This is a genomic window from Saccharothrix sp. CCNWYY140 (assembly GCF_037401995.1).
GTDB lineage: Bacteria > Actinomycetota > Actinomycetes > Mycobacteriales > Pseudonocardiaceae > Actinosynnema.
In genome coordinates this window covers 1-20,011 of record NZ_JBBEGC010000128.1, presented here as the reverse complement: position 1 = coordinate 20,011, position 20,011 = coordinate 1, and the positions used below count along the sequence as shown (strand labels likewise).

Annotated in this window: 16 protein-coding genes; 12 read left to right on the top strand and 4 right to left on the bottom strand. The window is 70.9% G+C overall.

The window, feature by feature from the left end; translation table 11 throughout:
* Positions 1-136: 136 nt before the first annotated feature.
* The gene (locus tag WBN91_RS33320) at positions 137-1,690 is read right to left on the bottom strand and encodes a tannase/feruloyl esterase family alpha/beta hydrolase (protein ID WP_337728263.1); all 1,554 of its coding nucleotides are present in this window, start codon (positions 1,688-1,690) and stop codon (positions 137-139) included.
* A 130-nt stretch (positions 1,691-1,820) separates the two neighbouring features.
* Between WBN91_RS33320 and WBN91_RS33315 the strand changes: the two genes are divergently transcribed.
* From WBN91_RS33315 to WBN91_RS33285, 7 genes are all read left to right on the top strand, one after another.
* Positions 1,821-2,816 (top strand): adenylate cyclase, encoded by a 996-nt coding sequence (locus WBN91_RS33315; protein ID WP_337728264.1) that lies wholly within the window; start codon positions 1,821-1,823, stop codon positions 2,814-2,816.
* 2 nt (positions 2,817-2,818) lie between these two features.
* Positions 2,819-3,799, top strand: a complete 981-nt coding sequence (locus WBN91_RS33310) for a hypothetical protein (RefSeq protein ID WP_337728265.1) — start codon at positions 2,819-2,821, stop codon at positions 3,797-3,799.
* Complete coding sequence (locus WBN91_RS33305; protein ID WP_337728266.1) at positions 3,796-5,025, top strand: adenylosuccinate synthetase; 1,230 nt, start codon at positions 3,796-3,798, stop codon at positions 5,023-5,025. The genes WBN91_RS33310 and WBN91_RS33305 overlap by 4 nt, the downstream gene beginning before the upstream one ends.
* An 11-nt stretch (positions 5,026-5,036) precedes the next feature.
* On the top strand, positions 5,037-5,678 hold the full coding sequence (locus WBN91_RS33300; protein WP_337728267.1) for an NUDIX hydrolase: 642 nt from the start codon (positions 5,037-5,039) through the stop codon (positions 5,676-5,678).
* A gap of 121 nt (positions 5,679-5,799) precedes the next feature.
* The gene (locus WBN91_RS33295) at positions 5,800-6,579 is read left to right on the top strand and encodes a protein phosphatase 2C domain-containing protein (protein ID WP_337728268.1); all 780 of its coding nucleotides are present in this window, start codon (positions 5,800-5,802) and stop codon (positions 6,577-6,579) included.
* A gap of 78 nt (positions 6,580-6,657) precedes the next feature.
* Positions 6,658-9,039 (top strand): HAD-IC family P-type ATPase, encoded by a 2,382-nt coding sequence (locus tag WBN91_RS33290; protein ID WP_337728269.1) that lies wholly within the window; start codon positions 6,658-6,660, stop codon positions 9,037-9,039.
* A 168-nt stretch (positions 9,040-9,207) separates the two neighbouring features.
* Positions 9,208-11,286, top strand: a complete 2,079-nt coding sequence (locus tag WBN91_RS33285; RefSeq protein WP_337728270.1) for a bifunctional diguanylate cyclase/phosphohydrolase — start codon at positions 9,208-9,210, stop codon at positions 11,284-11,286.
* 45 nt (positions 11,287-11,331) lie between these two features.
* Here the strand turns inward: WBN91_RS33285 and WBN91_RS33280 are convergent, their stop codons facing one another.
* Positions 11,332-12,750, bottom strand: a complete 1,419-nt coding sequence (locus WBN91_RS33280) for a helix-turn-helix transcriptional regulator (RefSeq protein ID WP_337728271.1) — start codon at positions 12,748-12,750, stop codon at positions 11,332-11,334.
* Between the two features lie 252 nt (positions 12,751-13,002).
* Here WBN91_RS33280 and WBN91_RS33275 point away from each other — a divergent pair, with 252 nt between their 5' ends.
* Complete coding sequence (locus WBN91_RS33275) at positions 13,003-13,752, top strand: hypothetical protein (RefSeq protein ID WP_337728272.1); 750 nt, start codon at positions 13,003-13,005, stop codon at positions 13,750-13,752.
* Here the strand turns inward: WBN91_RS33275 and WBN91_RS33270 are convergent.
* Entirely contained in the window at positions 13,710-14,357 is a 648-nt protein-coding gene (locus WBN91_RS33270; RefSeq protein ID WP_337728273.1) for a transcriptional regulator, read from the bottom strand. The genes WBN91_RS33275 and WBN91_RS33270 overlap by 43 nt on opposite strands.
* A gap of 61 nt (positions 14,358-14,418) precedes the next feature.
* Between WBN91_RS33270 and WBN91_RS33265 the strand changes: the two genes are divergently transcribed.
* Positions 14,419-14,853: a GNAT family N-acetyltransferase gene (locus tag WBN91_RS33265; RefSeq protein ID WP_337728274.1), complete on the top strand. Its 435-nt coding sequence runs from the start codon at positions 14,419-14,421 to the stop codon at positions 14,851-14,853.
* Here the strand turns inward: WBN91_RS33265 and WBN91_RS33260 are convergent.
* Positions 14,835-15,455, bottom strand: a complete 621-nt coding sequence (locus WBN91_RS33260; protein WP_337728275.1) for a TetR/AcrR family transcriptional regulator — start codon at positions 15,453-15,455, stop codon at positions 14,835-14,837. The two genes, WBN91_RS33265 and WBN91_RS33260, sit on opposite strands and share 19 nt — an antisense overlap.
* 85 nt (positions 15,456-15,540) lie before the next feature.
* On the opposite strand from WBN91_RS33260, the gene WBN91_RS33255 reads away from it, so the two are divergent.
* From WBN91_RS33255 to WBN91_RS33245, 3 genes are read left to right on the top strand one after another with little or no spacing between them, the layout of a single operon-like run.
* On the top strand, positions 15,541-17,271 hold the full coding sequence (locus WBN91_RS33255) for an ABC transporter ATP-binding protein (RefSeq protein WP_337728276.1): 1,731 nt from the start codon (positions 15,541-15,543) through the stop codon (positions 17,269-17,271).
* Positions 17,268-19,121 (top strand): ABC transporter ATP-binding protein, encoded by a 1,854-nt coding sequence (locus WBN91_RS33250; RefSeq protein WP_337728277.1) that lies wholly within the window; start codon positions 17,268-17,270, stop codon positions 19,119-19,121. The genes WBN91_RS33255 and WBN91_RS33250 overlap by 4 nt, the downstream gene beginning before the upstream one ends.
* A gap of 39 nt (positions 19,122-19,160) precedes the next feature.
* Positions 19,161-19,931, top strand: a complete 771-nt coding sequence (locus tag WBN91_RS33245; RefSeq protein ID WP_337728278.1) for a class I SAM-dependent methyltransferase — start codon at positions 19,161-19,163, stop codon at positions 19,929-19,931.
* The last annotated feature ends 80 nt before the right edge of the window (positions 19,932-20,011 follow it).

The following is a 20,011-nucleotide window of genomic DNA, read 5'->3' as shown; positions in this document are numbered from 1 at the left end:
ACGGGGATGACACAAGCAAGAAGCCCAAGTTGAGTTGTGTCCTCCCCGGCGGACTGCCCACTCGCCGGCTCCGCCGACCCGCGCTGCGCGCGAGGGGCGCGGCTGTGGGCGGATGGGGTGGCGTCGGGGGCTCGGGCTATGCGACTGGGCCGGGGAGGCGGTGTAGGTAGGTGCCTAGCCAGTCGGTTAGGTCGTTGGATCGGGGTGGGGTGGTGGGGGTGAAGTTTGTGGCTTCGTTGGGGGAGCCGGTGCCTGTGTAGGTCGCTTGTTGGGGGTACGGGTAGATCGGGCGGGTGCGGGGGGTGCCGTTGGGGGTGTGGCCTTGGGCCGTGATGTGGGTGGGGGGTGTGTTGTGTTCTGTCCAGCGGATCAGGTCTGGTAGGGGGTCGAAGGTGGTTAGGGTGTCGCCTTGGCCGCAGTGGTGTAGGGACGGGACCATGAAGAGTCTGGCCCAGTCCGACAGGCCTTCTGGGTGTTGGGCGGATAGGCGGGCGTAGTAGTCCAGGGTGCCTGCCGGTGGGATGGCCTCGTCGTTCCAGCCGTGCCATAGGAGGAGTTTGCCGCCTGTGCGGTGGAAGGCCTTCAGGTCGGTGCTCATGGCGTTGGCGCGGACGCCTTCTGCGGTTAGGCGGTGGAACTCTGGGGCGGTGAAGGTGAAGTTGGCCAGAGTGGTGTGTTTGGTGCCGATTGGGTAGGCGAGGTTGCGTAGGTAGGCATCGGCCAGGCTTGCGGCCAGGGAGGGGGTCTCGGTGGTGGGGATTAGCCAGCGGGTCCATGCCAGTTCTGAGCCTCGGGTTTGGCCTGCTGGGTAGAGGCGGCGGCCGTCTGGGGTGCGGGGGCCGTCGTAGAGCTTGCGGACGGTGTCTACCTGGGACGGGGTTAGGCATGCTGCGCCGGCGGTTGGGCACAGGAGGGTTGCTGGGTCGAAGGTGCAGGCGCGGGGGTCTTCTAGTTGGCCGTCGGACAGGCCGTCCAGGTGGTCGCAGGCGGCTAGGACGGCGGCGTGTAGGCCGGGCAGCTTGTCTGCGGTCAGGATTGGGGTGCCGTTGGGGGCGGTGTTGGCGTGGGACAGCCAGGCCTCGTGGACTACCAGGGCCGAGAGGTGGTTGGCGGGGGCGCCTGCGGCTATGCCGTCGAAGTCGTCTGGGTAGCGCTGGGCTAGTAGCAGGGCCTCTCGGCCGCCGCCGGAGCAGCCGGAGAAGTATGAGTACGTGGGTGGTGCGCCGTAGTAGCGGGTGATGACTTGCTTGGCGGTTCGGGACACCACGTGTGGCGCGCGGAATTGCCAGTCGTCTCGGGCTGCTCTGTCGTTCTGCGCCCAGCTCGCGTCGACTGACGGGACGTCTCCGGTGCCGGTGTGGCCGTCGTCGGTGGTGGCTACTGCCATGTTGCCGGGCACCGTGCCGCAGGGGCGCAGGGTGGGTGTGGCCAGTTCGCCGCAGAAGCCGCCGCAGCCCAGTTGTAGGTAGCGGCCCGAATAGTCAGTGGGCAGCTTGAGGTGGAAGCGGATGTTTGGGGCGACTCGGCCTTGCACGTCGCAGTACTCGCCGTCTACCAGGGCCGCGCTGGTGACCTCGGCGCCGGGGAACGGTCCGACGAGGTCCGCACAGCGGGTGCGGTCGGTGGCCGCGCCGGTCAGCACCGACGACGCCACCAGCGCCATCACCACGAGAACTACACGCGCACGCACTGACAAAGCCTTCCCTCCGCCGGTCCAGCAAATCACAGACCACCCGACCGGTTGGTGCGCAGGGTGAGCTTGGGCGGCCGGTCGTCGGTGGACGGTTGCGGCCAGGGTTTGAGTCCGTTAGACTCAAACCATGTTCACGAGGGAAGAGGCGCTCGACCGGGTCGAAGGCGCCGAACCCACCCGCCTCTTCGGACCACCCCACCCCGACCGCCGCAAGGACGCCCAGCGCCTCTACCGCGCACTCGCCACCGCCCTGCACCCCGACCGCGTCGGCCCTGACGACACCCGCGCCCACCGCGCCTCGGCCGACCTCACCCGCCTCTACCACGACTGGCGGCGCGCCGAACCGGTCACCCTGCGCACCCCGCGCGGCACCTACCGGCTCGCCGACCTGCACGCGGTCGGCAGTGTCGCCAACCTCTACCGGACCGACGGCCGGCACGTCGTCAAACTCGTCCGCAACCCCGCGCTCAACCCGTTGCTGCACGCCGAATGGCACGCCTTGCGCACCCTCGCCCGGTTCACCGACGAGCACCGCTGGCTCAAGCCCTACTACCCCACCCTCCACGACACCGGCGACGTCGGGCGCGGAGAACGCGCCTTCACCGTCCTCGACCCGCTCGTCGACGGCTTCGTCACCCTGACCGACGTTAAAACCGCCTACCCGCGAGGACTCGACGGCCGCGACTACGCCTGGATGCACCGCCGACTCCTGCGCGCCCTCGCCGGCGCGCACCGGGCCGGTCTCGTCCACGGCGCCGTCACCGCCGACAACGTCCTTGTCCACCCGCGACAGCACGGCATCGTCCTCATCGGATGGTCCTTCGCCGTGGAAACGGGGCAACCCCCGCTCGCCCTCGACCGCACCACCACCTACCCGCCCGAGACCACCCGCAAGCAACCCCTCACCCCGGCCGCCGACGTCCACATGGCACACCAGCTCATGCTGGACCTCCTCAGCGCCGGCGAAACCCGTCAACGCACCTTCGCCAGAGGGTGCATGCAGGACGACCCGACGGCCCGCCCCGACGCCGCCGACCTGCTCGACGAGTACGACCAACTCCTGGAAGACCTCTACGGCGCAAGGACTTTCCGGCCCTTCGCCCTCCCCCGACAAGGAGCCTGATCATGGGACACGGACGCTGGGACGACAACGCCTACGCCGCCGCCCGCACCTTCCGCGCCGCCAAGGGCCTGGACGACTTCGGCTACACCGCCAAGCTCAAGTCCGGCCCCCGCGACAAGTGGAAGGCCGACCCCACCCTCGACCCGCTGGGCGTCACCGCCCGCGAGTGCCGCGACTCGGCCGACCACGCCGACTCCACCCCGATCGCCGTCCTGTTCGACGTCACCGGCTCGATGGGCCGCGTCCCCCAGATCATGCAGCGCAAGCTGGGCAAGCTGCACGGCCTGTTGCAGCGCAAGGGCTACCTCACCGACCCGCAGCTGCTCTTCGGCGGCATCGGCGACGCCGACAGCGACCGCGTCCCGCTCCAGGTCGGCCAGTTCGAGTCCGACAACCGCATGGACGAGCAGCTGCGCACCATCTTCCTGGAGGGCAACGGCGGCGGGCAGAAGAGCGAGTCCTACGAACTGGCCGCCTACTTCGTCGCCCGCCACGTCACCACCGACGCCTGGGAGAAGCGGGGCCGCAAGGGCTACCTGTTCCTCATCGGCGACGAGCTGAACAAGCCCCGCCTGGAGGCCCGCCACATCCGCCGGATCATCGGCGACGACGTCCACCAGGACATCGACCCCGCCTCGGTCTACCGCGAGCTGACCCGCAAGTGGCACGTCTACTTCGTCCTGCCCAACCAGTCCCACTACTACGACGACCCCGAGATCGCCGACCACTGGCGCGGCCTGCTCGGCCAGCACTTCCTCAAGCTCGACGACCCCGGCGCGGTGTGCGAGCTGATCGCCGCCACCATCGGACTGGAGGAACGGGTCGTGGACCTCGACCAGGCCCTGGTCGACCTCGCGGAGGTCGGGTCGGCCGAGGAGAGCCGCGCCGTGGGCAAGGCCCTGGTGCAGGTCGGATCGACAGCGGTCGCCACGTCCGGCGCACCCGCCGACCTCGACGGCCCCGACGACGTCACGCTGGCATGACCGAGCACGTGATCGTCGTCGGCCTGGGCTTCGGCGACGAAGGCAAGGGCGCGGTCGTGGACGCTTTGTGCGCCCACGGCCCCGCCGTCGCCGTCGTCCGCTTCAACGGCGGTGCCCAGGCCGCGCACAACGTCGTCGCCGAGGGCCGGCACCACACGTTCAGCCAGTACGGGTCCGGCACGCTCGCGGGCGTGCCGACCCACCTGTCGCAGCACGTCCTGGTGGAACCCATCGCCCTGGCCACCGAAACCCGCGAGCTGGCCGACCTGGGCGTCCCCGACCCGCTGGCGATGCTCACCGTCCACGCCGACGCCCTGCTCACCACTCCCCTGCACATCGCCGCCAACCGCGCCCGCGAGGACGCCCGCGGCGACCGGCGCCACGGCTCGTGCGGCAAGGGCATCGGCGAAACCGTCTGGTACTCCCTCCTGTCCGGACACCAGCCCGGCGAGACGGTCGAACACCAGCGAGTCCTGGGCGTCCCCGGCCAAGCCCCCACCGTGGGCGACTGCCGGAACCCCGCCCTCCTCCGCCGCAAACTCGACACCCTCGCCCGCTTCTACGAACCCCTGATCGGCGACGGCACCCAGGTCGACGACCTGATCCACCTCTACACCGCCTTCGCCGACGCCGTCCGCGTAGTCGACGACGGCCACCTCGACCACCTCGCCGACACCGGCCGCCTGGTCTTCGAAGGCGCACAAGGCGTCCTACTGGACGAAACCCACGGCTTCCACCCCCACACCACCTGGTCCACCACCACCCCGCGCAACGCCCGCGCCCTGCTCGCCGGCCGCCCGGCCCGCGTCATCGGCGTCACCCGCACCTACCACACCCGCCACGGCGCAGGCCCCTTCCCCACGGAGGACACCGCGCTCCCCCACCGGGAACTCCACAACGACACCGGCACCTACCAAGGCGCTTGGCGCACCGGCCACTTCGACGCCGTCCTCTTCCGCCACGCCCTGACCCACGCCCGCCCCGACGCCCTGGCCGTCACCCACAGGGACACCCCCGCCACCCACGTCGCCACCGCCTACCGCACCCCCACCGGCCGAACCACCACCCTCCCCGCCCACGACCGGACCCACTTCCTCACCCACTGCACCCCCGAACTGGAACCTCTGCCCGCGGACTGGTTCGACCGCCAAGGCCTCCCCGTCGACATCGAGGGCCACGGCCCGGACCGCACCTCCTACACCGTCCACACCCCTGTCCCCGCTTAAAGTGGGCAACCATGAACGCGCCGCGCATCGAATCGACCTTGGTGTCCGTGGACGTGCTGACCCTGCGCTTCGACACCGACGCCCACACCGTCCACCTGGCCGTCGCACCGCGCGCGTTCGACCCGTTCGCCGGCTCCCTGGCCCTCCCCGGCGTCCTGCTGGGCAAGGGAGAACGCCTCCGCGACGCCGCCCTCCGCGCCGTCACGACCAAGCTGGGCCTGCCGGAAGTCACCGCCACCGGCCAGCTCACGACGTTCGACGAGCCCAACCGCGACCCCCGCGGTCCCACCCTGTCCATCGCCCTGTGGGCCACCCTCGACCCGAGCGCGGACCCCACCGGTCCCACCTGGACCCGCCTGGACGACCTCCCGCCCCTGGCCTTCGACCACAACCGGATGGTCGCCGACTGCCGCCCGATCCTGGCCGACAAGCTCTGGCGGGACCCGGTCTTCACCGCGGGCCTGCTGGGCCGGGAATTCACCACCGCCCAGGCCCTGGACGCCACCGAGGCCCTCACCGGCGACCGCCCCTACCCCGCCAACCTGGGCCGGACGATGGACCGCATCCCAGGCCTGGAACGAACCACCCAACACGCCGCGGCTCTTCCTCAGGGCGGTCGTCCTCCGCTGGTCTGGCGCTGGACCACTTCCTGAGGGCGAACTTTAGTCAACACTGAAGTTATCGTGGCCACTACCCCAATCTTCACAGGCCACACTCAGGCAAGGCACGGATCATCGGTGGTGGACAACCGTCTCTGGACTCCGGAGGCCCGCCATGACCGTCCTGTTCCCCACCGCCCTGCCCACCGCGGGCTGGGCGACCGCCCGCGGCGCCCGCCGGGTGGCCGCTGACGCCGCCGCGGTCCGCACCTCCTCCACCGCCGCATCCCCCATCGCGTTCGCCGCCGCCGTGGCGGACGGCATCGGCGACACCGAGGCCGCCGCGTCCGCCGCCCGCTTCGCCGTCGCCGAGGCCGTGGACGCCGCGTGGCGCGCCGGGGTGTCCGAGGCGATGGAGGACGTCCGGCGTGCTCTGCACGTCACCGCACTGCCCACCAGCCCTTTCGCTGTCCCGCTCCCCCGCCCGGCCGCCGAGAATCTCCCACAGACGCCCGCGCACGACACCGGTCGGCCTCGCGCGCCACAGCAGGACCTCGGCGACACCACGTTGGTCGTCGCCTCGGGCACCACCCAGCACTGGTCCGTGGCCTGGGTGGGCGACTGCCGCGCGTACTACCTGCCGGACGCCGGCTCCACCGCGCTCCTGACCACCGACCACACCATCGGTCAGTACCTGCGTGACCGCGGCGTGCCCGTCAACCCGCGCCTGGACCTCGTCGTCACCACCACCGCGCGCAAAGGCGGCCACAGCGTGGTCCACGGCTCCGGTCCCGGCCGCCTGGTCCTGCTCACCAACGGCATCCACCGCACCACCGACCAAGCCGCCATCACCCGCCTGACCCGCAGCACCACCGACCCCGCCGAAGCCGCCCGCGCGCTGGTCGCCGTCGCCCGGGAGGACAACGCCGCCGCAGTCGTGGTCGACCTCCGCTGACCAGACCCCTCCTGACCAGCCCTGGCGCTGATCGGGCGGCCCCGGACGATCCACGGCACGATGGCGGCGGAGGTGGGGATGTCCGACACGCTCGTCAGCGCCGACGGCCTGACCCTGGCGCAGGTCGCCGAGCGCGTGGCCGCCGGTCGCACGAACGCCGTCGGCGCGCGCACCAGTCGCAGCACGGCCCAGATCGTGCGGGCGAACGTCGTCACCCCGTTCAACGGCCTGCTGGCCACCCTGTTCGTCCTGGTCCTGCTGACCGGGCACTGGCAGAACGGCCTGTTCGGGCTGGTCATCGTCGCCAACACGGCCATCGGCGTGGTGCAGGAGCTGCGCGCCAAGCGCACCCTCGACCGCCTGGCCGTCCTCAACGCCCCGCACGCCCGCGTGGTGCGCGAGGGCCGGACCTCCGAGCTCGACGTCGCCGAGGTGGTCGCCGACGACCTGATCGAGCTGCGCACCGGGGACCAGGTGGTCGCCGACGGCACGCTGACCTCGACCAACGGCCTGGAGATCGACGAGTCGCTGCTGACCGGCGAGTCCGACCCGGTCGCCAAGGACGTCGGGGACGAGGTGCGGTCCGGGTCGATCGTGGTCGCGGGCGGCGGTCGGTTCGTGGCCACCGGGGTCGGCGCCGACGCCTACGCCACCCGCCTGGCCGCCGAGGCCCGCCGGTTCACGGTGGTGCGGTCGGAGCTGGTCCAGGGCACCAACAAGCTCCTCAAGGGCATCTCGCTGGTGATGCTCGTGGTCGGGCCGCTGCTGCTGTGGAGCCAGTTCGAGACGCCCGACACCGACACGTGGCAGGAGGCGGTGACCGGCGCGGTGGCGGGCCTGGTCGGCATGGTGCCCGAGGGTCTGGTGCTGCTGACCAGCCTCGCGTTCATGCTCGCGGCGGTGTCACTGGCCCGCAAGCAGACCCTGGTCCAGGAACTCCCCGCGGTCGAGGTGCTGGCCCGCGTGGACACCGTGTGCCTCGACAAGACCGGCACCCTCACCCACGGCGACATCGCCTTCGAACGCCTGGTCACGGACACCGAACCACACGACGTCCGCGAGGCCTTGGCGCTCTGCGCGTCCGCCCCCGACGCCAACGCCACCTCCGCCGCGCTGAGCACCGAGTTCTCCGCCGGCACCTGGCAGCGCACCGGCGGTGTGCCCTTCTCTTCGGCCCGCAAGTGGTCGGCGGTGTGCGCGGACGGCCACGGCACCTGGGTGCTGGGCGCGCCCGAGATGGTCTTCCCCGGCGTCACCACCGGGCTGCCGGGCCGGGCCGCCGACATCGCCGCCGAGGGCAAACGGGTCCTCGTCCTGGCCTCGACCCCCGACCACCACACCGACCCCACCCTTCCCCCGGACCTCACCCCGCGCGCCCTGGTCGTGCTGGCCGAACGCATCCGCGACGACGCCGCCGACACCCTGCGGTACTTCGCCGAGCAGGGTGTGGCGCTGAAGGTGATTTCCGGCGACAACCCCCGCACGGTGGGCGCGGTGGCCGCGGCGGTCGGTGTGCCGGGCGTCGAGAGCGCCACCGACGCCGTGGACGCCCGCACCCTCCCCGAGGACCCGGACGCGCTGGCCGAGGTGCTGGAGCGCAAGGTCGTCTTCGGTCGGGTCACGCCGCAGCAGAAACGGGCCATCGTCGGTGCGCTGCAACGGAAGGGGCACGTCGTGGCGATGACCGGCGACGGCGTGAACGACGCGATGGCGTTGAAGGACGCCGACATCGGGGTGGCGATGGGCAACGGCGCGGCGGCGACGCGGGCCGTGGCGCAGTTGGTGCTGCTGGACAGCCGGTTCGCGCACCTGCCCGACGTCGTGGCCGAGGGCAGGCGGGTCATCGCCAACATCGAGCGGGCCGCGAACCTGTTCCTGGTCAAGAACGTCTACTCGCTGGTGCTCGCGCTGGTCGTGGTCGCGACCGCGCTGGCCTACCCGCTCGCGCCCATCCAACTGACCCTGATCTCGGCCACCACGATCGGCATCCCCGGTTTCGTGCTGGCGCTGGCGCCCAACCGCCGCCGGTACGTGCCCGGGTTCCTGCGCCGGGTGCTGCGGTTGGCGGTGCCGACCGGCGCGGTGATCGGTCTCGCGGCCTACGCGGGCGACCTGACCATCCGCGGGCTGGAGCCGGGAGCCGGGCGTGCCGCGGGCCAGACGGTGGCGACCGTCGTCGTGCTGATCGCGTCGCTGTGGACGTTGTCGCTGCTGGCCCGCCCGCTGACCCGGTGGAAGCTCGCCCTGCTCGCGGGCCTGGCCGGGGCCGCCGCGCTGATCCTCGCCGTGCCCGCGTTGGGCACCGGCGTCTTCCTGCTCGCCGTGACGCCGCAACGCCTGCTGGTGGGCGCGGCGATCGGCGTGGCCGCCGGGCTGCTCGTGGAGGTGGTCGGCCGGGTCGTCCTGCGACCGGTGCGCACGGCCGCCGAACGCGAGGATCGCTCGGCTGAAAGCCGTTGATGCCAGTGAAAAGTCCTTTGCCACCGGCGGAAAGCTTTTGACACCAATGGAGCACCGGTCCGGGTTCCCCGCCGCGCGGGGCTTGCGGCATGATCTGGCGAACCGGTGGACGCCGCTGCCGCAGACCGTCAGCCCACCGCACCACGCAGGCGACCACGCGGAGACCACATGAGTGCGCACGGCCCACGCCCGCTCTCGGGCAGGGCCTGGCTCGGCTACCTCGCGGTCGGGCTGGTCGCGATCACCGCCTACTACCTGATCCCGCGCGAGGGCGCGGGCATCGCCGCCAGGGTCGTCGTGTACTGCCTCACCAGCACGTCGGCGGCGGTCGTCGTGCTGTTCGCCGCGGTGCGCAACCGGGCGGGCGCGCGGGTGGCGTGGCTGCTGCTGGGGTTGAGCCAGGTCGTGTACTCGCTGGCCGACTGCACCTTCTACGTCAACCACTACCTGCTGGGCAGCACCGCGTTCCCCTCGCTCGCCGACGCGTTCTACCTGGGGCACTACCCGCTGGTCGTGGTGGCGCTGGTGCTGTTGATCCGCAGGCGCAGCCCGGGTCGGGACCTGCCGAGCCTGCTGGACGCCTCGGTGCTCGCGGTGGTCGCGGCGATGCTGTCGTGGCTGTACCTGATCGGGCCGCGGGCCCGGCTGGACCAGCCGCTGCCGGTGGCGGTGGCGTCGGTCGCCTACCCGGTGATGGACCTGGCGATGCTGGTCGTGGCGCTGCGGCTGGTGCTGGGGCGGGGCAGGCGGTCGGGGTCGTTCGCGCTGCTGTCGGCGAACCTGCTGGCCATCCTCACCGCCGACACGCTCTACGTGCTGCGCCAGCTCGACGGCAGCTACCAGGCGGGCAACTTCCTCGACGCGATCTGGCTGGGCGGCAACCTGGCCCTGGGCGCGGCGGCGCTGCACCCGACGATGGCGCGGCTGGCCGAGCCGAGCGCCACGCGGGAGAACGTGCTGGGGTGGGGCCGGATCGCGGCGCTGTGCGGCGCGGCGCTCATCGCGCCCGCGATGCTGGTGCTCCAGCACGCGACCGGCCGGTTCCGGGACATCCCGGTGATCGCGGCGGCGTGCGCGATGCTGTTCGTGCTGGTCATCGCGCGGCTCGCGGCGATGGTCGCCGACCAGCGGCGGCTGGCCATCACCGACGCGCTGACCGGTCTGCACACCCGCCGGTTCTTCGTGGCGCAGCTGCCGATCGAGGTCGAGCGGGCACGGCGGGGCGGCGGGTCGGTGGCGGTGTTCATCGCCGACGTGGACCGGTTCAAGTCCATCAACGACAACCACGGCCACCCCGCCGGGGACCGCGTGCTGGTGGAGGTCGCCGACCGGCTGCGGCGGGCGGCGAGAGCCGGTGACGTGGTGGCCCGGTACGGCGGCGAGGAGTTCGCGCTGCTCGCGCCGGGGGTGGGGCCAGCGGACCTGGCATCGATCGCGCGGCGGCTGCGGGAGAGCGTGGCGGGCGGCCCGATCACGGCGTCCGACACGGCGGCGCTGGGCGTGACGGTGTCGGTGGGCGCGGCGTGCTACCCCGAGCACGGCGGCGACCCGGCGGCGATCATCGCGGCGGCGGACCGGTCGCTGTACGCGGCGAAGGTGGCCGGGCGGGACCGGGCGGTGGTGGGCGCGGGCCGGGACCCGGGCGGCGCGGACGCCGAGCAGCCCGCGGTGGAGCACCTGTGCCGCATCGCCGACCAGGTGGACCTGCGCCTGTCGTCGCGGCACGACAGCCGGGCCGTGGGCCGGTGGGCGAGGCTGCTGGCGGCGGAACTGGGCCACGACGAGCACAGCGTCCGGGTGGCGGGCCTGGCGGCGCGGCTGCGGGACGTGGGCAAGGTCGTCATCCCGGACGCGGTGCTGCTCAAACCCTCCGCGCTGAACGCCGACGAGTGGCGGGTGGTCCGCCAACACCCCGACCACGGCTTCCGCCTGGTGGACACGGTCCCGGGCCTGTTCCCGGTCGCGCAGACCATCCGGCAACACCACGAACGCTACGACGGCTCCGGCTACCCGCAGGGCCTGGCCGGCACCGCGATCCGGTGGGAGGCCCGGGTGGTGGCGGTGTGCGACGTGTGGGCGGCCTTGCTCGCCGACCGCCCGCACCGGCCCGCGTTCTCGCCGGAGGAAGCCCTCGTCGTGCTGCGCACGGGCCGGGGCACGCTGTTCGACCCCGACGTGGTGGACCTGTTCCTGGACCTCCACGCCGAGGGCCGCATCGACGCGCCGGACCTGGGACGCGTCGGCTGACGGACCTAGACGCCGACCCGCCGCCCGCGAGCGCTGCGCGATCCGCTAATTCTCCCTGTGGGGCAGGGCCAGGATCTCGTCGAGTTGCCGGACGGCGGCGTGCCGTCGGTGTCGCTCGTTGATCGTGCGGTGGATTTCCAGCGCCTGCGCCGCGACCGGCTTGATGCCCTCGTCCCCGGTGAAGCCGAGGAAGGTCTGGCCGATCCGACGGCAAGCCTCGTCCAGTTCGCCGTGACGCAACAAGGTCAGAGCCTGGTCCAACCGGATGTGCCCACGATCTACGCGGTCGTGCTCCGGATAGAGGCGCAGCGCCTGGTCGTGCACGGTGAGCGCCCGGTTCATCCCCGCGGCACGGGCCAACACATTTCCTTGGTAGAAGCGGAGTTTCGGTTCCGTGAAGCCGAAGACGCCACCTCGGGTGACGGACTCGGGGAGTTTCTCGAAGACCAACTCGCTGTGGCGCATCGCGGCGAGTGCCTCCGCACCTCGTCCCATGCTCGCCAGGGCGCGCGCCTCCACGGCCGGCGCCATCGCGGAAGCTGTCGACAGGGTCGTGCCACCGGCCAGACGCCGAGCCGTCCTGGCCAGTGAAGCGGCCTCCGTCGCGGAGCCGTAGTAGAGCGACGCGAGCGCCTCGCGGGTGTAGAGCCAGGCTCGCAGCGGTCGGTCGTCGACCTCCTCGGCAGCGATCTGCCCGGTGTGGAACCAGCGTCGAGCCTCTCGAACCGCACCGACGTCGACGCACAGGATGCCGACCAGGCCGGCCATCCGCGCGGTGACGGCGGTCAGCCGCTGCTGGCTGTCCAGTGGCTGGCGCTGGGCGAGGAGTTGCTGGAGGTCGTCGAAGTCCAAGGTCACCTCGGCCAGCAGGCGAGGCGCCGGCATCGTCCGGTACGCACCGGCGTGGTGATCGGCCTGTTCCTCCCACCAGTCGACGGTGCCGGGCTCGACCGAGCGGCTTTGCAGGGCGTTCATCAAGGCTTGCCGGGTGCCCTCGATCGCGTCGAGGGCCGCCCCGCCGAACCCGACGCCCGCTGTGGACAGCAGTCCTCGAAGCACATCCCTGCGTCGCATGCGATCCTCCGTGACGTCACCGGTGTCGGATGAGTGGCCTGCCGGTGGTGCGCCGCGGCGTCGCCCACCGTCGAGTTGCTCGTCTGTGTAGTCGGCGCCGAATCCGAGGATGTCGGGCCTGGCCCGGTACACCTGGCACAGCGCGTCGAGGTTGCGGGCCGACGGCTTCTCGGTTCCGGTCTCCCAACGGGACACGTTCGGGTGACTGACATGCGGTGTGGGCAGCCCGTTGGCCGCCGCATGGGCGCGTACCCGCGCGGCGACCTCGGCCAAGGTCCAGCCGTGGGCCAATCGGTGCGCCCGCAGTGGGCTGACCTCGCACTGGCGACAGATCTCCGTGACGGTCTCGGCCTTGGACCAGTTGGCGACCTCGGCGGCACCCAGGATCATCCGGACGGTTCCAGCTTGGCTGCGTCGGGGGTGCGCACTGCTCATGGGCCTGCCTCCCATCGCGGCTGGACACCACGACGGTAGGATCCGGGCTCCGGGTTCGCCAGAGATCGACCTGAGATGTGCGCGGCGCGTACAAAGGTTCTCTGCGAGATCGCATGCCGCACATGTGCAGGCCAGCGCACATGCGAGCCTTGTGAACATGGGGCACCGTCGACGTTCCATCGGTCAATGGACCGGAAGGGGACGACGGTGAATGCGCTGACCTGGTTGTCGTCTTCAGCTGTGTTGCTTCTCGTCGTGACCATCGTCGGGTACGCGACCTGGTTGGCGCGTCCAGTGGCCGTGCCCGCGCCGGCGGACCGGGCACGCACACGTGTCGCGACGAAGAGACGGCGCGGTGCGGTGCACCGCACCGTGTTGGTGGTGGACGTCGAGGCGTTCGGCGATCGTCGCCGGACCAATCTGGATCAGGTTGTGGTGCGCTCGGCCCTTTATCGGACTCTGCGGCAGGCCTTCCGCCAAGCCGGGATTTCCCACTCCGATTGCGAATTCGAAGACCGCGGGGACGGCGTGCTGATCCTGGCCCCGGCCGAGATGATCAAAGGCCCCTTTGTCGAAGAGCTGCCCGGAGCGCTCGCCAGGGCGTTGCACGCGCACAACACCACCCATCCCCCCGAACAGCGGATCCGACTCCGCATGGCCTTGCACGCGGGCGAGGTCAACTACGACGACCACGGCGTCACGGCGACCGCCATCAACCTGACCTTCCGGCTCGTGGACGCCGCCCGGCTCAAGAGCGAACTGGCGAACTCGTCGGGAGCACTGGCGGTGATCACCTCATCCTGGTTCTTCGACGAAGTCGTCCGGCACAGTTCGGTCTGCGATCGCCTCGCCTATCGCCGGGTTCAGGTCGTGGTGAAGGAAACCGCGACCACCGCTTGGATCCACGCGCCGGATCAGGACGCGTCGGCCAGCGTGTTCCAGAACATCAGCTCGTAGCCCTGGAGCAGGCGCACGTGCTCGACCGCGCGGTCGAAGGAGATGCCCGCGTCCAGGCCCGCCTGCACCGCGTCCACGCCCTGCTGTTCCAGTTCCGGGACCGGGGTGGCGAAGAAGTCGAAGAACGCGGTGTCCTCGGCCTCGAAGCCGTAGTGCGCGCGCAGGCCGGCCGAGATCCGGCCGCAGTACTCGCCCCAGGCGGCGAAGTTGGTCAGCATCGCGACGGCCGCCACGGCGGGTTCGGTGTTGAGGGCCAGCCAGGCCACGTACGAGGCGTACGCCTGGCAGCCGGGCCGGTAGCGGTACTTCGCCGGGTCCACGCCGGCCTTGCGGGCCAGGGGTTCCAGCAGCGGGAGGACGAGGCCTTCGCCTTGCGCCAGGCTGGTGAAGAAACCGCGCGCGGCGGGTTCGTCGGCCTGGGCGGCGAGGGTGAGGAAGCTGCGCCAGTCGCCCGGCACGATCCGGCTCTCCTCCACGGCCAGCGCGCCGATCGACGACAGCGGTGCCGTGCCCGCCTCGACCAGCGGCACGAACCGGTTCTCGCCGTGCCCGCCTGCGACCTCGTCCCTGATCCTGTCCAGCAGTTGCCTCGCCGACTGGCCCATCGTTCCTCCGCGCTCGGTCGCCAGGTCCGGTTGGGCAGCCTAGACCCGTAGGGTGTCGCGCATGATCACCCTGGGGCCGCTCCTGCCCGCCGACCGCCCGGCCTGGGAGGAGCTTTTCGTCGGCTACAACGCTTTCTACGGCCGTGACCTGCCCGCGTTGCTGCTGGACCGGGCATGGCGGGAGTTCCAGCGGGACGTGCGGATGCACGCGTTAGGCGCCCGGCACGACGGTCGGCTGGTCGGCATCGCGCACTTCCTGGTGCACGCCAGCACGACCGCACCGGACGTCTGCTACCTGCAAGACCTGTTCACCGCGCCGGACGCCCGAGGGTTGGGGGTCGGGCGGGCGTTGATCGACGGGGTGGTGGAGTGGGCGCGGGACCGGGAGTGCTCGCGCGTGTACTGGCACACCCACGAGAGCAACGAGACCGCGCGGCGCTTGTACGACCAGGTGGCGGAGAACCGAGGTTTCCTCTCCTACGTGGTCCCGCTGTGACCCGGTCGGCCGGGACCGAGACCGCGTAGCAGCGGCAGGTACACCTCGTCGACCAACTCGGCGATCACCTTGTCGTCGACCGGCCCGCCGCAGGTCATGAACTCGTTGCGCACCAGGTCCAACGGGGTGCGGGCGGCGCGGTGGGTCAGCCGCACGGGCGGCAGTTCGCCGCGCCGCACCGCACGGTCCACGATCTGCTCCACGGCGTCGGTCAGGCCCGTCGGGCGCTCCAGCCGCTCGCGCAGCAACTCGGCCACCTCCGGGTGCCGGAACGCCTCGGCCATCACGCCCGCGACGATCCCGTTGACCATCGAGTCGGCGCGGCGGGCGATCCGGTCGAACAGGGCGAGCAGGTCCTCGCGCAGCGCCCCGGTGTCGGCAGTCTCGACCTGCACCGAGACCCGGCTGTTCCAGGCCGCCAGCGCCAGCTCCGCCCGGCTGGCCCACCGCCGGTACAGCACCGGTTTGCTGGTCCCGGCGCGGGCGGCGACGCCCTCCATCGTCAGCCGCCCGTAGCCGTGCTCGCTCAGCTCGGCCCACGCGGCGTCGAGGATGGCCGCTTCCAGCTCCGCTCCCCTGCGGCGCGACTTCGAGTCCGTCACCCTGCCCCTAAGATACGTTGCGTTTCTTACCCCACGGGTCTACCGTACCCCGTATTAGACACGATCGGTTTCTTATGGGGGAAACTTGCTTACCCGCCTGCTCCGGGTCTACCTGAGGCCCTATAGGCGCGAGCTGACAGCCGTGCTGGCGCTCCAGCTCGTCGGCACCGTCGCCTCGCTGTACCTGCCCAGCCTCAACGCCGACATCATCGACTTCGGCATCGCCACCGGCGACACCGGCTACATCCTGTCCACCGGCGGCTGGATGCTGCTGGTCACCGCCGTGCAGATCGTCTGCTCGGTCGGCGCCGTCTACTACAGCGCGCGCACGGCGATGGGGTTCGGCCGTGACGTGCGCTCCGCCCTGTTCCACCGGGTCGGCGAGCTGTCCGCGCGCGAGGTCGCCGCGTTCGGGCCGTCCTCGCTGATCACCCGCAACACCAACGACGTGCAGCAGGTGCAGCTGCTCGTGGTCATGGTGTGCACGATGCTGGTCACCGCGCCGATCATGTGCGCCGCCGGCATCGTGATGGCTTTGCAGGAGGACGTGGGCCTGTCTTGGCTGCTGGTCGCGTTCGTGCCGGCGATGGTGATCGCCGTGGGCCTGATCGTGAGCCGGATGGTCCCGCTGTTCCGGGGGATGCAGGAGCGCATCGACGACGTCAACCGGGTGCTGCGCGAGCAGCTCTCGGGCATCCGCGTGGTGCGGGCGTTCGTGCGGGAACGGGCCGAGACGCAGCGGTTCGCCGACGCCAACACCGCCCTGACCCAGACCGCCCTGCGGGTGGGCCGCCTCCAGGCGATGACCTTCCCCGTGGTGATGCTGCTGTTCAACGGCTCCAGCGTCGCCGTGCTGTGGTTCGGCGCGCTGCGCCTGGACACCGGCGAGATGCGGATCGGCGCGCTGACCGCGTTCCTCAGCTACCTCATGCAGATCCTGATGTCGGTCACGATGGCGACCTTCATCTCCATGATGGTGCCGCGCGCCGCCGTGTGCGCGGAGCGGATCAACGAGGTCCTCGACGCCGAGCCGTCCGTGACACCGCCGTCCCGGCCGGTCGCCGAACTGCCCGCGCTCGCCGAGGTCGAGTTCCGGGACGTCGAGTTCCGCTACCCCGGCGCGGTGGACCCGGTGCTGCGCGGCGTGAGCTTCCGGGCCGAGCGGGGCCAGACCACCGCCGTCATCGGCAGCACGGGCGCGGGCAAGACCACCCTGCTCAACCTGGTGCCCCGGCTGATCGACGTCACCGCCGGGTCCGTGCTGGTCGACGGCGTGGACGTCCGCGAGGCCGACCCGGACGCGCTGCGCGCCAAGCTGGGCCTGGTGCCGCAGCGGCCGTACCTGTTCACCGGCACGGTGGCGAGCAACCTGCGCTACGGCCGGCCCGACGCCACCGACGAGGAGCTGTGGGAGGCGCTGGAGATCGCGCAGGCCCGCGACTTCGTCGAGGCGATGGGCGGCTTGGAGGCAGCCATCACGCAGGGCGGCACCAACGTGTCCGGCGGGCAGCGGCAGCGGCTGTCCATCGCGCGGGCGCTGGTCCGCAGGCCCGAGGTGTACCTGTTCGACGACGCCTTCTCCGCGCTGGACGTGGCCACCGACGCCCGCCTGCGCGCGGCGCTCAAGCCGCACACCTCGCAGTCCGCGGTGGTCGTCGTGGCGCAGCGGGTGTCCACCATCCTCGACGCCGACCGGATCGTGGTGCTGGACAACGGCGCCGTGGTCGGCGTCGGCACCCACCGCGAACTGCTCGACACCTGCCCCACCTACGTCGAAATCGTCCAGTCCCAGCTCACCGTGGAGCAGGCCGCATGAGCGCCCCAACCACCACCCGTCCACCGGCCCGCGTGGGCGGCGGCCCGTTCCCCGGCATGGGCATGCCCGTCGGCAAGGCCCAGAACTTCGGACCGTCCGCGCGGCGGCTGGCCAACCGGATGCGCGGTGAGCGCAACGTCCTGGTCGCCGTGCTGGTCCTGGCCGTCATCAGCGTCGGCCTCGGCGTGGCCGGCCCGAAGATCCTCGGCCACGCCACCGACATCGTCTTCAACGGCGTGCTCGGGCAGGCGCGCGGCGGCCCCGGCATCGACTTCGCCGCCCTCGGCGAGGTCCTGGCGTGGGTGTCCGCGCTCTACCTGGCGTCGTCGGCGTTCGCCTGGGTGCAGGCTCGCATCCTCAACGACGTGGTGCAGCGGTTCGTGTTCCGGCTGCGCGAGGAGGTGGAGGAGAAGCTGCACCGCTTGCCGCTGCGCTACTTCGACGCCCAACCGCGCGGCGAGCTGCTGTCCCGGGTCACCAACGACATCGACAACGTGGCCACCACGTTGCAGCAGACGCTGAGCCAGCTGCTGATGTCCGGGCTGACCGTGATCGGCGTGCTGGTCATGATGGTGACCATCTCGCCGCTGCTGGCGCTGATCGCGCTGGCCATCGTGCCCGCGTCGGTCGTGGTCACCGGGCGGATCCGCAAGAAGTCGCAGAAGCTGTTCATCGCGCAGTGGAAGCAGACCGGTGCGCTCAACGCCCACATCGAGGAGGCGTTCACCGGGCACCAGCTGGTGAAGGTGTTCGGCCGGCAGCAGGAGTCCGAGGCGGAGTTCCGGCGGCGCAACGACGAACTGGTGGAGTCCTCCACCGGGGCGCAGTTCGTGTCCGGCCTGATCATGCCGATGATGATGTTCCTGTCCAACCTCAGCTACGTGGCCATCGCCGTGGTCGGCGGGCTGCGCATCACGTCCGGGACGATGACGCTGGGCGAGGTGCAGGCGTTCATCCAGTACTCCCGCCAGTTCACCCAGCCGCTGACCCAGGTGGCGTCGATGGCGAACCTGATGCAGTCCGGGGTGGCGTCGGCCGAGCGCGTGTTCGAGTTGCTCGACGCCGAGGAGCAGACACCCGACCCGGTGGACGCGGTCGCGCCTGCCGCGCGGCGGGGCAGGGTGGAGTTCCACGACGTGGCCTTCTCCTACACCCCCGAGCAGCCCTTGATCCGGGACCTGTCGCTGGTCGCCGAGCCGGGCCAGACCGTGGCCATCGTCGGCCCGACCGGTGCGGGCAAGACGACCCTGGTCAACCTGATCATGCGGTTCTACGAGCTGGACGGCGGACGGATCACCCTCGACGGCGTGGACGTGACCGCGATGCGCCGCGAGGACCTGCGTTCGAGGACCGGCATGGTCCTCCAGGACACCTGGCTGTTCGGCGGGACGATCAGGGACAACATCGCCTACGGACGCCCTGGCGCGACAGACGACGAGGTCGTGGCGGCTGCGCGTGCGGCCTTCGTGGACCGTTTCGTGCGCACTCTGCCCGACGGGTACGACACGGTGATCGACGAGGAGGGCGGCAACGTCAGCGCGGGCGAGAAGCAGCTGATCACCATCGCCCGCGCGTTCCTGGCCGACCCCGCGCTGCTGATCCTGGACGAGGCGACCAGCTCGGTGGACACCCGCACCGAGTCGCTCGTGCAGCACGCGATGGCCGCGCTGAGGTCGTCCCGGACCAGCTTCGTCATCGCCCATCGGTTGTCCACCATTCGTGACGCCGACCTGATCCTGGTCATGGAGGCCGGGCGGATCGTGGAACAGGGCACCCACGAGCAACTCATCGCCGCCGAGGGCGCTTACCACCGGCTGTACGCGGCCCAGTTCGCCGAGGGCGCACTGTAGGGGGTTGGTGTTGGGCGGGCCCAGGTCCACGCTGGGGGTGTGGACCTGGGCTTTCGCGGTGATGTGGTCGAGTTCTACCAGCGGTACCGACGTGGTTACCCGGACGCGGCGGTGGATGTGGTCGTGGCCGAGTTCGGGCTGGGGCGCGATGACGTCGTGGTCGATGTGGGGTGTGGCACCGGGCAGCTGACTGTGCCGTTCGCGCGGCGGGTGCGGGCGGCGGTTGGGGTGGATCCCGAGGCGGACATGTTGGTCGCGGCGCGGCGGGCGGCTGATGTGGCCGACGTGTCGAATGTGAGTTGGGTGTTGGGGGCGGATACGGACGTTCCTGCGCTGGGGTTGGCGGTGGGAGAGGTTGGGGCGGTGACCATCGGGCAGGCGCTGCATTGGATGGATCACGAGCGGCTGTTTCGGGAGGTTCAGCCGGTGGTGCGGAGTGGGGGCGGGGTGGCTGTGTTTACCAATGGCACGCCGTTGTGGTTGCAGGATAGTGAGTGGTCGCGGGCGTTGCGGGCGTTTTTGGAGGAGTACCTGGGTACTAAGTTGGTTTTGACTTGCGGGGCGGATGAGCATACTCAGCAGCGTTATGCGGATGCGTTGGCGAAGCATTTTGAGGTTCATCGGCATTTGGTTGAGTATGACGATTTGTTGGATGTGGAGCGGATTGTGGGTGGGGCGTTGTCCGCGTTGCCGGTGGACAAGTTGCCGGCGGATCGGGTGGCGTTTGGGCGGGCGTTGGGTGAGGTGTTGGAGCCGCATGGGCCGTTTGTTGAACGGGTGGACGTGCGGATCCTGACCGGCCGCCGGTAGGCGGCGTCCTTCGCGCGCGGAGCGCGCGGTAGGTGTTACCTACAAGTGGAGGGCCTCGGTTCCCCCACCGTATGGCCTGC

What these genes read in the sequence shown, in the direction of transcription:
- WBN91_RS33270 (WP_337728273.1), bottom strand. Translation starts at nt 14,357, where the DNA reads ATGGGCCAGTCGGCGAGGCAACTGCTGGACAGGATCAGGGACGAGGTC.
- WBN91_RS33305 (WP_337728266.1), top strand. Translation starts at nt 3,796, where the DNA reads ATGACCGAGCACGTGATCGTCGTCGGCCTGGGCTTCGGCGACGAAGGC.
- WBN91_RS33265 (WP_337728274.1), top strand. Translation starts at nt 14,419, where the DNA reads ATGATCACCCTGGGGCCGCTCCTGCCCGCCGACCGCCCGGCCTGGGAG.
- WBN91_RS33315 (WP_337728264.1), top strand. Translation starts at nt 1,821, where the DNA reads ATGTTCACGAGGGAAGAGGCGCTCGACCGGGTCGAAGGCGCCGAACCC.
- WBN91_RS33300 (WP_337728267.1), top strand. Translation starts at nt 5,037, where the DNA reads ATGAACGCGCCGCGCATCGAATCGACCTTGGTGTCCGTGGACGTGCTG.
- WBN91_RS33310 (WP_337728265.1), top strand. Translation starts at nt 2,819, where the DNA reads ATGGGACACGGACGCTGGGACGACAACGCCTACGCCGCCGCCCGCACC.
- WBN91_RS33280 (WP_337728271.1), bottom strand. Translation starts at nt 12,750, where the DNA reads ATGATCCTGGGTGCCGCCGAGGTCGCCAACTGGTCCAAGGCCGAGACC.
- WBN91_RS33285 (WP_337728270.1), top strand. Translation starts at nt 9,208, where the DNA reads ATGAGTGCGCACGGCCCACGCCCGCTCTCGGGCAGGGCCTGGCTCGGC.
- WBN91_RS33295 (WP_337728268.1), top strand. Translation starts at nt 5,800, where the DNA reads ATGACCGTCCTGTTCCCCACCGCCCTGCCCACCGCGGGCTGGGCGACC.
- WBN91_RS33290 (WP_337728269.1), top strand. Translation starts at nt 6,658, where the DNA reads ATGTCCGACACGCTCGTCAGCGCCGACGGCCTGACCCTGGCGCAGGTC.
- WBN91_RS33250 (WP_337728277.1), top strand. Translation starts at nt 17,268, where the DNA reads ATGAGCGCCCCAACCACCACCCGTCCACCGGCCCGCGTGGGCGGCGGC.